General features: G+C 65.5%; 12 protein-coding genes. 9 read left to right on the forward strand and 3 right to left on the reverse strand.

Features of this window, described 5'->3' with window-relative positions; all coding sequences use genetic code 11:
* Positions 1-135: 135 nt before the first annotated feature.
* On the forward strand, positions 136-294 hold the full coding sequence (locus ABIC09_RS07095) for a hypothetical protein (RefSeq protein WP_354108816.1): 159 nt from the start codon (positions 136-138) through the stop codon (positions 292-294).
* A gap of 15 nt (positions 295-309) precedes the next feature.
* Here the strand turns inward: ABIC09_RS07095 and ABIC09_RS07100 are convergent, their stop codons facing one another.
* A complete protein-coding gene (locus tag ABIC09_RS07100) occupies positions 310-1,626 on the reverse strand; it encodes an MFS transporter (RefSeq protein WP_354108931.1) in 1,317 nt (438 codons plus the stop codon).
* A 244-nt stretch (positions 1,627-1,870) separates the two neighbouring features.
* Positions 1,871-2,707, reverse strand: a complete 837-nt coding sequence (locus tag ABIC09_RS07105) for a transporter substrate-binding domain-containing protein (protein WP_354108817.1) — start codon at positions 2,705-2,707, stop codon at positions 1,871-1,873.
* Positions 2,708-2,811: 104 nt separating this feature from the next.
* Between ABIC09_RS07105 and ABIC09_RS07110 the strand changes: the two genes are divergently transcribed.
* The 8 genes from ABIC09_RS07110 (at position 2,812) to ABIC09_RS07145 (ending at position 10,388) form a co-directional block, all read left to right on the forward strand.
* Positions 2,812-3,729 (forward strand): NAD(P)-dependent oxidoreductase, encoded by a 918-nt coding sequence (locus ABIC09_RS07110; RefSeq protein WP_354108818.1) that lies wholly within the window; start codon positions 2,812-2,814, stop codon positions 3,727-3,729.
* Positions 3,730-3,845: 116 nt separating this feature from the next.
* Positions 3,846-5,507 carry a thiamine pyrophosphate-binding protein gene (locus ABIC09_RS07115; RefSeq protein ID WP_354108819.1) on the forward strand — a complete coding sequence of 554 codons (1,662 nt, stop codon included), beginning with the start codon at positions 3,846-3,848 and terminating at the stop codon, positions 5,505-5,507.
* A 3-nt stretch (positions 5,508-5,510) separates the two neighbouring features.
* Positions 5,511-6,776 (forward strand): NAD(P)/FAD-dependent oxidoreductase, encoded by a 1,266-nt coding sequence (locus ABIC09_RS07120; RefSeq protein WP_148749490.1) that lies wholly within the window; start codon positions 5,511-5,513, stop codon positions 6,774-6,776.
* A gap of 9 nt (positions 6,777-6,785) precedes the next feature.
* Positions 6,786-7,529 carry an aspartate/glutamate racemase family protein gene (locus ABIC09_RS07125; protein WP_148749489.1) on the forward strand — a complete coding sequence of 248 codons (744 nt, stop codon included), beginning with the start codon at positions 6,786-6,788 and terminating at the stop codon, positions 7,527-7,529.
* A 17-nt stretch (positions 7,530-7,546) separates the two neighbouring features.
* Positions 7,547-8,251 carry a GntR family transcriptional regulator gene (locus ABIC09_RS07130; protein WP_354108820.1) on the forward strand — a complete coding sequence of 235 codons (705 nt, stop codon included), beginning with the start codon at positions 7,547-7,549 and terminating at the stop codon, positions 8,249-8,251.
* A 161-nt stretch (positions 8,252-8,412) separates the two neighbouring features.
* Complete coding sequence (locus ABIC09_RS07135) at positions 8,413-8,955, forward strand: thiamine pyrophosphate-binding protein (protein WP_354108821.1); 543 nt, start codon at positions 8,413-8,415, stop codon at positions 8,953-8,955.
* 5 nt (positions 8,956-8,960) lie between these two features.
* Positions 8,961-9,551 carry a thiamine pyrophosphate-dependent enzyme gene (locus ABIC09_RS07140; RefSeq protein ID WP_354108822.1) on the forward strand — a complete coding sequence of 197 codons (591 nt, stop codon included), beginning with the start codon at positions 8,961-8,963 and terminating at the stop codon, positions 9,549-9,551.
* A gap of 57 nt (positions 9,552-9,608) precedes the next feature.
* Positions 9,609-10,388, forward strand: a complete 780-nt coding sequence (locus ABIC09_RS07145) for an SDR family NAD(P)-dependent oxidoreductase (protein WP_354108823.1) — start codon at positions 9,609-9,611, stop codon at positions 10,386-10,388.
* 216 nt (positions 10,389-10,604) lie between these two features.
* On the opposite strand, the gene ABIC09_RS07150 is transcribed toward ABIC09_RS07145, so the two are convergent.
* Positions 10,605-11,399, reverse strand: a complete 795-nt coding sequence (locus tag ABIC09_RS07150; protein WP_354108824.1) for an IclR family transcriptional regulator — start codon at positions 11,397-11,399, stop codon at positions 10,605-10,607.
* Positions 11,400-11,419: the final 20 nt, after the last annotated feature.

Consider the following 11,419-nt stretch of genomic DNA (forward strand, 5'->3'; position numbering starts at 1 on the left):
GGGGCCGCGAGTCTCGCGCGACTAGCGCGGGCTGACAGCCGGGCCACGCCTGTAATCTGCTTCACAGGCGGATGCGCCGATCTGCGCTAGATGAAGTCAGGCCCCGCGACCGCAGGGCCGGCTTCGGAGCTGGCGATGATGGCTGCACTGGCAAAGGCAATATCCCGCGCGACGGGAACTAATCTTGACGTCGAGACTCTGAAGATCCTGGTGATCTTCTCGGGCGCGGGCCTGCTGGTCTCGCTCGTGGCTGCGATGATCTATGGACAGGCTTTCAACGGGGCTCTGTTCTGAGCGCGTTGCGATCCGTTAAGCCACCGGATCCCTGGGAGCATCCGAACGGCTGCGGAGATCCGGCGCCAGCGGCGGTGCCGGCCTCACGGGAGCATCGTCGCGCGCAGCGCCGCTGCCATGCGCGACGAGAGCGGGCCCTTTGTCACGATACGCGACGATCCAGATCAGAAAGCCCAGAAGCGCCAGCGCGGCGCCGACGGGGCCGGTGGAAGTCCAGCCGAGCCCCTGGCGAATGGCGAGGCCGCCGAGGAATGGGCCGAGCGCATTGGCGGTGTTGAATGCCGAATGGTTGAGCGCGGCGGCGAGGCCCTGTGCGTCTCCCGCGACGTCCATCAGCCGCGTCTGCAGCACCGCACCGAGCGCGACGCTGGCGCCGATCGCGAAAATGTCGATCGCAAGCAGCCAGGGATTGCCGGCCGCGAGCGGAAACGCCAGCAGCGCGACGGCTGCGAACAGCAGGATGACGCCTGCGGTGGGCATCAGCGCGCGATCGGCGAAGCGCGGCACGAACAGATTGCCGAGCGTGGCGCCGATACCGAAGATCGCGAGAAAGAACGGAATGACCTCGGTGCTGACCTTGGTGACCTCGATCAAGGTCGTCGCCAGATAAGTGTAGACGGCGAACATGCCGCCAAAGCCGATGGCGCTGATCGACAGCGTGATCCAGACACGGCCGCTTCGGAGCGCGCCGAGCTCGCGCAGCGGATCCGACCGGCCGGCCTGGTCGCGCGGCGCGAACAGTGCACAGAGCAGCATCGTGAGCAGCGCCAGCACCGACACGAGGCCAAAGCTCGCGCGCCAGCCCACTGCCTGGCCGATCAGGTTGGCCAGGGGCACGCCGACGATGGTGGCGACGGTCAGGCCGAGCATCACCTGGCCGACCGCCCGCGAGCGGCGATGTTGCGGAACGAGCGAGGCCGCAACCAGCGCGGCGATGCCGAAATAGGCGCCGTGGGGCAGGCCTGAGAGAAAGCGGGCTGCGATCATCGCGCCGAAGCCCGGTGCAAGCGCGGTGAGGGCGTTGCCGAGCGCGAACACGGCCATCAGCGCCAGCAATTGCGTGCGCCGGGCGAACCGCGCGCCGAGTACGGCAATCAGCGGCGCACCCAGCACCACGCCGAGGGCGTAGGCGCTGATCGCGTGTCCGGCGGCCGGCTCGTCGATATGAAGGTCAGCCGCGAAAAACGGCAGCAGGCTCATCGATGCGAATTCGGTGGTCCCAATCGCAAAGCCGCCCATCGCGAGCGAGAACAGGACGATGGCGAGATGAGGGGGCGCGGAAGCCGGGTTCGATGTCGTGCTTGGCGAGGTCGCGTGGGGCGAGGTCGTCATGTGTCCTGCAATGGTGGCGTCGAGGGGAACCAGCCCGGCAAACGTCGCCACCCCTGCAGTCTTTATCTGTTGTACTTAAACCAGCATCGGTCCGCGTCAACTCCGGAAGCGCCACGTAAGGCAGGGCGCATATCAGCGTCCCGGTTTGCTCAGGGCATCCCCGTTAATGTGTCTCGTGAAACCGGCTCAAGACCCCTTCAGGCGTTCACTGCGCGGCTGAAGACGTCCCTTGCATCATGATCGATCAGAACTGCACTTCGCCCGGAATGTCGTCAGCGCTGAGGCCGACGGTTTCATAGGCCTTCAGCAGCCATTCGCGGGTCTGGCCAAGCGAACGGTTGTAGTCGGCCCAGGCGCTGAGGAAATCCTTGTAGCGGCGATCGGCTTCGGCGCGGATGCCGAGATTGGTCGGCAGCGTCAGGATCGGCCGCGGGATCGCGAGCTCGCCAAGCGTCGGATTCTTCTTCAGCGTGAAGATCGATAGCACCGCCAGCGAGACGTTGCAGTCGGCGCGGCCGGTCGATACCGCGAGGATCGCCTCGTCGCGCGTCTTGAAGCCGAGAATGTTCGCCTTCGGGCAGTAGCGGCGCGCGATGGTCTCGTGCGTCGAGCCGATGTCGACGGCGATCTTGACCTCGGGCTTGTTGAGATCGGCCCAGGTCTGCGGCTTGGCAAACCCCTTCTTGGTGATGACGGTGAAGGAGTGCACCAGGATCGGGGTCGAGAAGTCGATGACGAGCGAACGCTCCGGCGTCGGGTTCACGGCGAAGGCGAGGTCGACCTTGTCGGCCTGCAGGTCGAGGATCTGGTTGCCCCAGGTCGATTCCAGCATCTCGACCTTGGCCCCTAACTTGCCAGCGATGTCGGTCGCCATGTCAATGCAGGCGCCCGACCACTGATTGGTCGCGAGGTCCTTGTGGAAATAGGGATCCTGGCCGGCGATGACCGCGATGCGCAGCACGCCGCTCTTCTTGATGCGATCGAGGGTGGAGGCCGGCGCAGTGTCGGCCTTGGCCGAAGCGGTCGCGGCCATTGCGGCGCCCGCCAGTGCGACGGTGGTGAGTGCGTCCCTGCGGTTCATGGGCAGTTGCTCCTGAAGAGAGTTCAGCCGGCTTCTGGACTATTCTTGTATTCAGGATTAAATGCAAGATAGTATTTTTCTGCCCAAGCCGTGAAAGAGGATCCGTGCGAGCCGTTTTCGTAGATGCAAACGACACACTTGCGGCTGTGACTGAAAAGCTGCTGCGCGCCGACAAGCTCCCGATCGGCATCAACCGCAACCCCGCGATCACGCCCGACGACCTGCCGCGCCTGATGCAAGGCGTGGAAATCATGATCGTCGACCACACCGCGGTGCCGACGCCGATTGCCGCGACGTGCAAGGCGCTGAAGCATGTCGTCTTCCTCGGCACCGGCGCGCGCAGCTACATGAACCCGGAAGAGCTTGGCCAGCACGGCATCTCCGTGCACACCATCAAGGGGTATGGCGATACTGCTGTGGCCGAATGCGCGATCGCGTTGATGTGGGCGTCCGCCAAGAGTTTTGGCGAGATGGATCGCGGCATGCGCGAGGGCAACTGGCTGCGTCGCGACGCGGTGCAGCTCACCGGCAAGACGCTCGGCCTGATCGGCTTCGGCGGCATCGCCGCGGAAGCCGCGCGCATGGCGGCGGGCTGCGGCATGAAGGTGATGGCCTGGAACAGGACGCCGAAGACGCATCCGGGCGTCGCGTTCGTGCCGCTGGAGAAGCTGCTCGCCGAGAGCCATGTCATCTCGCTGCATCTCCTGCTCAACGACGAGACCAAGGGTTTTCTGTCACGCGAGCGCATCGCGCAGATGCGTCCCGGCAGCATTCTGATCAACACCGCGCGCGGCGCCGTGGTCGACGAGGACGCGATGCTAGAGGCGCTGCGCTCAGGCCACATTGCGCACGCCGGCCTCGACGTCTTCACCGTCGAGCCGCTGCCATCAGGCCATCCCCTGACAAAACTGCCGAACGTGACGCTGTCGGCGCACTCGGCGTTCCGCACGCCCGAGGCGAGCGACAATCTCATCGGCGCAGCGCTCGATCATTGCCGCCGCATCATCGCGAGTGGCGGGTAGTGCAAACATCAGGGACAGGCATGATGCCTGCGCAGGGTCCGAGCAGCCTTTCGAACTTGCGCGCTCCGTCCGCGTGTCCTACGCCACCTCGAACAAAACTTGCGTGAGGAGCTGTCATGACCATTCGCAACACCCGCACCGGGGGCCAGATCCTGATCGATCAGCTCGTCGCCCAAGGCGTCGATCGCGTCACCTGCGTGCCGGGCGAGAGCTACCTTGCGGCACTCGACGCGCTGCATGACAGCCCGATCGACGTCGTGATCTGCCGCGCCGAAGGTGGTGCCGCGATGATGGCGGAAGCCTATGGCAAGCTCACGGGACGGCCAGGCGTCTGCTTCGTCACCCGCGGCCCCGGTGCGACCAATGCCAGCCACGGCGTCCACATCGCGATGCAGGATTCGACGCCGATGATCCTGTTCGTCGGCCAGGTCGACACCGGCATGCGCGAGCGCGAGGCGTTTCAGGAGCTCGATTACAAGGCGGTTTTCGGCTCGATGGCGAAATGGGCGGTCGAGATCGATCGTCCCGACCGCATTCCCGAGCTGGTCGCGCGCGCCTTTCGTGTCGCCATGCAGGGCCGTCCGGGTCCGGTGGTGATCGCGCTGCCGGAGAACATGCTGACCGAGACCGCCGCTGTTGCCGATGCCATGCGCATAGAGCCGGCGGTGAGCTGGCCCGCGCCCGCCGACATCGAGCAGGTCGGTGCGATGCTTGCGAGCGCCAAGGCGCCGCTGGTCATCCTCGGCGGCTCGCGCTGGACCGATGAAGCCACCAAAAGCATCGCGCGCTTTGCCGAACGGTTCGACCTGCCGGTCGCGACCTCGTTCCGCCGGGCGTCGCTGATCGACGCCGATCATTCTCACTATGCCGGCGATCTCGGCATCGGACCGAGCCCGGGCCTGAAGGCGCGCATCGACAACGCCGATGTCGTTCTGCTCATCGGCGGTCGCATGTCGGAGATGCCGTCCTCGTCCTATACGCTGCTCGACATTCCGACGCCGCAGCAGAAGCTGATCCATGTGCATCCGGGCTCCGAAGAGCTCGGCCGCATCTATCAGCCAGTGTTGGCGATCCAGGCGACGCCTGCCGCGTTCGCCGCCGCCGTCGAGCCGCTGAAGCCTTCAGGCTCAGTTGCCTGGAAGGGCGAGGCCGCCAAGGCGCATGCCGATTACCTCGCCTGGACCGACAAGGCGCGCGAGCTGCCGGGCACGTTCCAGTACGGTCAGGTCATGACCTGGCTGCGCGACCGCTTGCCGAAGGACGCGATCGTCTGCAACGGCGCCGGCAATTATGCCGGCTGGATCCATCGTCATCACCGCTTCCACAGCTTTGCGTCGCAACTCGCGCCGACCTCGGGCTCGATGGGCTATGGCGTGCCGGCGGCGGTTCTCGCCAAACGGCAGTTTCCGGACCGCGTCGTCGTCGCCTTTGCCGGCGACGGCTGCTTCCTGATGAACGGCCAGGAGTTCGCGACCGCCGTGCAGTACGATGCGCCGCTGGTCGTCATCGTCGTCGACAATTCGCAATACGGCACCATTCGCATGCACCAGGAGCGCGACTATCCCGGTCGCATCGTCGGCACCCAGCTCAAGAACCCCGACTTCGCGATGTACGCGAAGGCGTTCGGCGGCCATGGCGAGCGGGTCGAGCGCACCGAAGAGTTCGCGCCGGCGTTCGAGCGGGCGCTTGCCTCGGGCAAGCCGTCGATCCTCCATTGCATCATTGATCCGCGCGCGATGTCGGTCGGCAAGGATTTTGTGCCGGCGGTGAAGGCGTAAGCGATGCCGCAAGCCCGCCACGTCGCCATCATCGGAGCCGGCGCGGTCGGTGTGATCAGCGCCATTGAGGCGCTGCGCGACGGCCATCGCGTCACGCTGATCGATCCGGGCGAGCCCGGTGGCGAACAGGCGGCGAGCTATGGCAATGCCGGCTGGCTCTCCTCGCATTCGGTGATCCCGCCGGCGGAGCCCGGCGTCTGGAAAAAGGTGCCTGGCTATCTCCTGGATCCGCTCGGCCCGCTCGCGATTCGCTGGTCATATCTGCCGAAGGCGCTGCCGTGGCTGATCAAGTACCTGCTGTCGGGCTGGACCGAGGCGCGCGTCGAGAAGACCGCCTTTGCGCTGCGCGACCTCCTGAAGGATGCGCCGCTCTTGCACCGGAAGCTCGCGGAAGAGGCGGGCGTCCCTGAATTGGTCGAGCGCAACGGCGTGATGCACGTGTTCCCGTCGCGCGGTAACTTTGACAACGATCTCGGCTGGCGCTTGCGCAAGAAGGTCGGCGTCGCATGGATGGAGCTGAACGCCGACGAGATGCGTCAGCGCGAACCGGACCTGCATCCGCGCTACACCTTTGGCGTGGTGGTGGAAGAGGCCGGCCGCTGCCGCGATCCCGGTGCCTACGTTGCAGCCCTCGCCCAGCATGCACTGGCGAGCGGCGCCAAGCTCGTCCGCGCGAAGGCGACGGGCCTCAAGCTCTCCGGCAACAAGCTCGTCGCCGTCCTCACCGAGACCGGCGAGATTCCCTGCGATGCCGCAGTGGTCGCGGCCGGCGCGCATTCAAAACGACTGACGGCATCGGTCGGCGATCCCCTGCCGCTCGAGACCGAGCGCGGCTATCACGTCATGATCGAGAATCCGGAATCGGGTCCGCGCAGCTCGATGATGGCGTCCGACGCAAAAATGGTGGTGAACTGGACCGACAAGGGCCTGCGCGCCGCCGGCACGGTCGAGATCGCCGGCCTTGAGGCCGAGCCGAACTGGAAGCGCGCCGAGATTTTGCGCAACCACCTCCTCGGCATGTTCCCAAAGCTGCCGAACGATATTCCGGCCTCGCGCATCAAAACCTGGTTCGGGCATCGGCCGAGCATGCCGGACGGCATGCCCTGCATCGGCCACGCACGCGCGTCGCGCGACATTGTCTATGCCTTCGGCCACGGCCATATCGGCCTGGTCGGCTCGGCCCGCACCGGCCGCCTCGTCGCGCAGCTCCTGAGCGGCAAGCAGCCGGAAATTCCGCTCGCGCCGTTCGCGCCTACCCGCTTCCTCTGAGGTCGCATCATGACCACTGCAGCCAGCTCGCCTTCTCGTATTGCCCGTGGCGGCAAGGCCATCTACGGCGCGCCGCTCGGCATCCTGATGCTGGAGGCGCGCTTTCCCCGCATTCCCGGCGACATGGGCAACGGCACGACCTGGCCGTTTCCCGTGCTCTATCGCGTGGTGAGCGGCGCTTCACCGGAGAAGGTGGTGCTGAAGGGCGCGGCCGGCCTGTTGCCTGACTTCATCGATGCGGCCAAGGATCTGGTGCGGCTCGGAGCCGAGGCCATCACCACCAATTGCGGCTTTCTCTCGCTGTTCCAGAAGGAGATCGCGGCCGCCGTCGGCGTTCCCGTCGCGACCTCGTCACTGATGCAGGTGCCGTGGGTGCAGGCGACCTTGCCCCCCGGCAAGCGCGTCGGTCTCGTCACGGTGTCGGGCTCGACCCTGACGCCGGCCCATCTCGAAGGCGCCGGCGTGCCGCTCGATGCGCCACTGGTCGGCACCGAGCACGGCAAGGAGTTTTTCCGCGTCCTGATCAAGGCCGAGAAGGACGACATGGACGTCGGCCTGGCCGAGCGTGACGTGGTCGAGGCCGGCAAGCAGCTGGTCGCCAAAAACCCTGATGTCGGCGCCATCGTGCTCGAATGCACCAACATGCCGCCTTACGCGGCCGCGTTGCAGGCCGAGGTGGGGCTGCCGGTTTATGATATCTATTCCATGATTACGTGGTTTCATGCTGGACTGCGGCCGCGTCGGTTTGGTTAAAGGTCGAGAAGCTGCCCATGAACAAGCACCTGGAACTCACTTCCGACAGCATCGTCGATCGCGTCTATGAACAGCTCAAGGCGATGGCGATCAGCTATGAGTTCAAGCCGGGCGAGCGGCTGAACGAGGGTGAGCTGGCAAAACGCCTCGGGGTCAGCCGCACGCCGCTGCGTGAAGCGCTCAACCGTCTCAACACCGAGGGCTTCCTGCGCTTCACGCCGGGCAAGGGCTTCTTCTGCCGCGAGCTCGACGCCCACGAGATCTTCGATCTCTACGAATTGCGCAAGTCGATCGAGGTCGCCTCGGTTCGCCTCGCCATCAAACGCGCCAAGGACGAGGACATCGACGCGCTGCTGAAATTTCTCGAAGCCACCGGCCCCGATCCCGGGGAGCGCTCCTCGGTGGAGCTCGTCGAGCTCGACGAGACCTTTCACGAGCGGCTGATGGCGATGTCGAACAATACCGAGATGCTGCGCGTGCTCCGCAACGTCAACGCCCGCATCCGCTTCGTGCGCTGGATCGACATGGACAGCATCAACCGCTCCAACACCCAGGTCGAGCACCGCGCGGTCGTCGAAGGGTTGAAGGCGCGTAACGAAGAGGCTTGCGTCTCCGTGCTGGAAAAGCACATCGACCGCCGATTGGATCGCATCACGTCGGCGATCAAGGAAGGCTACGCGCAGATCTACATGCCGGCCGCGGCAAGGTCCGCGGCGAATTAGCTTTCGAGCCGCAGTGACGGTGCCCTCCCTTCTCCTCTTGTGGGAGAAGGTGGCGCGAAGCGCCAGCTATACAATCCGTCGATACCTGCTCATGCCAGACGGTCAGAGCTTTCGCGCCCGAATATCGCTAGCATGCCGCTCGAAATCTAGGGAGACACGCGGTGCACAGCCCTCAACCGAATCCCGACTCGCGCAGCAGCGACGACTGGCCATCCGAGCTCTTTCGCGTCCTGAAAGCCGCCGACGTCAGGCAGATGTCGTACGTCCCGGATGCCGGCCACAGCCAGCTGATCCGCCTGTTCTCGGCCGACACGGACGTCACCACCAACGTGCTGACCACGGAAGAGGAGGGCATCGCCATTGCCGCACGCGCCTGGCTTGGCGGCCAGCGCAGCGTGCTGCTGATGCAGTCGAGCGGCGTCGGCAATTGCATCAACATGCTGTCGCTGTCGGCGATCGGCCGCTTTCCGCTGCTGATGCTGGTGACGATGCGCGGCGAATGGGCCGAGTTCAATCCGTGGCAGGTGCCGATGAGCCGGGCGACGCAGCCCTCGCTGGAGGCGATTGGGCTGAGGGTGATGCGCGCGGAAACGGCGGAGGATCTGGTCGAGACGGTCGAGTCGGCCGCTTCGCTGGCCTACGAGGCCGACCAGCAGATCGCGGTTCTGATCGGGCAGCGCCTGATCGGCAAGAAGAAGTGGTGATGTCGATGTCCGTTCGCTCTCAGCTCGATCGCCGTGCCGCCGTCGCGGCTCTTCTCAACAGCCGCAAGGACACGCTGGTTGTGTCCGGCCTTGGCTCGCCCACCTATGACCTGCATTCCGTCGGCGACCACGACGGCAATTTCTATCTCTGGGGCGCCATGGGCGGCGCCGCGCTGATCGCGCTTGGATTGGCGCAGGCGCAGCCGGGCAAGCGCGTTCTCGCCTTGACCGGCGACGGCGAACAGCTGATGGGCCTCGGCGGCATCGCCACCATCGGGGTCGCGCGCCCGCACAATCTCGACATCGTCGTGATCGACAACCAGCATTTTGGCGAGACCGGAATGCAGGCGAGCCACACCGGGCGCGGCGTCGATCTCACGGCGATCGCCACGGCCTGCGGCTTTACAGCGACCGGAACCGTGCGGACGATCGAAGAGGTGCAACGCCTCGCGGCCCAAATCACCGAGCCGGCCGAGGGCCCGCGGCTTTTCGTCATCAAAGTTTTGGCCGAAAATCCGCCGCGCTCGCTGCCCTCGCGCGATGCCGTCTTTATCAAGAACCGGTTCCGTGCTCATCTCGGTTTCGCGGCGGCTTGAACGGGAGTCCTCTCCGGGATAGCTCGCTGTGTAAGCAGCTATTCTGGAGTGAGACCCATGAAACTATCCGGCAAGGTCGCCGCCATCACCGGCGCGGCACGTGGCATCGGCAAGGCCTGCGCAAAGCGATTCCTCGATGACGGCGTCAAGGTCGTCATCTCGGATGTCGATGCCGACGGTCTGGCTGCAACGGCCGCCGAGCTCGGGCGGCCGGACGCCTTGCGCAGTGTGGTCGCCAATGTCGCCAGGCGCGCCGACGTCGATCAGCTTGTCGCGACCGCCGTGAAAGAATTCGGCCGGCTCGACATCATGGTCAACAATGCCGGCGTCGCCCGCAGCCGGGACATCCTGGAGATCACCGAAGAAGAATTCGACGAAATCATCGGCATCAACCTGAAGGGCGCGTTCTTCGGCGTGCAGGTCGCGGCGAAGCAGATGATCGCGCAAGGCGGCGGCGGGGTCATCATCAACATGTCCTCGGTGAACGCGCTGCTGGCGATTCCGGCGCTTGCGACCTACGCGATGTCCAAGGGTGGCATGAAGCAGCTCACGTCGGTTGCCGCGGTGGCGTTGGCTCCGCATAACATCCGCGTCGTCGCGGTCGGTCCCGGTACGATCCTGACCGACATGGTGGCGTCCTCCATCTACACATCAGAGGATGCGCGCAAGACCGTGATGTCACGCACGCCGGCCGGCCGCGGCGGCGAGCCGAGCGAGGTCGCCTCGGTCGTTGCGTTCCTAGCCAGCGACGATGCGTCCTACATCACGGGGCAGACGATTTATCCGGATGGCGGGCGATTGGTCCTGAACTACACGGTGCCGGTGAAAGAGAAGTGATCCGCTGAGGCAGTCTGGATTGCCTCGCTGCGCTCGCAATGACGATGCCGTGGCACGTGCGCTCCTCATACTCGGTGTCATCGTCCGGCTTGACCGGGCGATCCAGTATTCCGTGACGCCTGTGGTCAAACCGAAACGCCGCGGCGTACTGGATGCCCCGCTTTCGCGGAGCATGACAGCGGTGGTCGTGTGCAGCAGCGCGGACAACGCGAGGCCTTACTCCGCCGCGATCGTCATGCCGTAGCCGAGCCGCTTCGAGATGTGGCCGGCGCAGTCGCGTAAGGCACAGGCGATCGGGCTGTCCCAGCGGGCATCGAAGGTGCCTTCCGGCCCCATCGCGGTGATCACCAGCGCGACATGGCCGGCATGGTCGAACACAGGCGCGGAGAACGCGTTTACGCCGGGCAGAGGATCGCCGAGCGCGCGGGCAAGCCCGTGCTTGCGGACCTCGGCAAGCATCTCGGTGAGCTTGGCGCCTTTCACCGGCCGCTTCGGATTGTAGCCGACGCCCTGGCGATCGAGCCCGCTTTCGAGCGCAGCGTTGATCGTCTTCTCCGGGAGGTAGGCCGCGAAGGCCCGGCCCGTGGCGGTTTCCAGCAGCGCCATCACCGAGCCGGCGCGCATCACGATGTGCACGGGCTGGCCGGGCTCCTCCAGCTGCACCACGGTCGGGCCGTGTGTACCCCAGACCGCGAGCGAGACTGCGTGCCCGATCTGGCTCGCGAGCGCCGCGATTCTCGGCTGGGCGATGCGCACACCGGACAGACGTCGCAGGCTGATCAGGCCGAGCTCGAGCGCGAGCGCGCCGATCTCGTAGCGACCGGTGGTTTCATCCTGCTCGATCAAGCCAATGCGCGAAAAGCTGGCCAGATAAGGGTGCGCCTTGGCCGGCGTCATGCCGGCCTCGCGCGCGAGATCGCGCAGCATCATCGGCTCGCCGCATCTCGCGAGCGCACGGAGCAATTCTCCGCCGACCTCGATCGACTGGATGCCGCGGCTTTCTCTCTTCATGCGCCTCCGATGCGCTTTGG

The organism is Bradyrhizobium sp. S3.12.5, assembly GCF_040548225.1.
GTDB lineage: Bacteria > Pseudomonadota > Alphaproteobacteria > Rhizobiales > Xanthobacteraceae > Bradyrhizobium > Bradyrhizobium cytisi.

Bases quoted from the DNA above. Each gene is read 5' to 3' on its own strand.
- ABIC09_RS07105 (WP_354108817.1), bottom strand. From the start codon at position 2,707: ATGAACCGCAGGGACGCACTCACCACCGTCGCACTGGCGGGCGCCGCA.
- ABIC09_RS07130 (WP_354108820.1), top strand. From the start codon at position 7,547: ATGAACAAGCACCTGGAACTCACTTCCGACAGCATCGTCGATCGCGTC.
- ABIC09_RS07125 (WP_148749489.1), top strand. From the start codon at position 6,786: ATGACCACTGCAGCCAGCTCGCCTTCTCGTATTGCCCGTGGCGGCAAG.
- ABIC09_RS07145 (WP_354108823.1), top strand. From the start codon at position 9,609: ATGAAACTATCCGGCAAGGTCGCCGCCATCACCGGCGCGGCACGTGGC.
- ABIC09_RS07095 (WP_354108816.1), top strand. From the start codon at position 136: ATGATGGCTGCACTGGCAAAGGCAATATCCCGCGCGACGGGAACTAAT.
- ABIC09_RS07140 (WP_354108822.1), top strand. From the start codon at position 8,961: ATGTCCGTTCGCTCTCAGCTCGATCGCCGTGCCGCCGTCGCGGCTCTT.
- ABIC09_RS07115 (WP_354108819.1), top strand. From the start codon at position 3,846: ATGACCATTCGCAACACCCGCACCGGGGGCCAGATCCTGATCGATCAG.
- ABIC09_RS07100 (WP_354108931.1), bottom strand. From the start codon at position 1,626: ATGACGACCTCGCCCCACGCGACCTCGCCAAGCACGACATCGAACCCG.
- ABIC09_RS07150 (WP_354108824.1), bottom strand. From the start codon at position 11,399: ATGAAGAGAGAAAGCCGCGGCATCCAGTCGATCGAGGTCGGCGGAGAA.
- ABIC09_RS07120 (WP_148749490.1), top strand. From the start codon at position 5,511: ATGCCGCAAGCCCGCCACGTCGCCATCATCGGAGCCGGCGCGGTCGGT.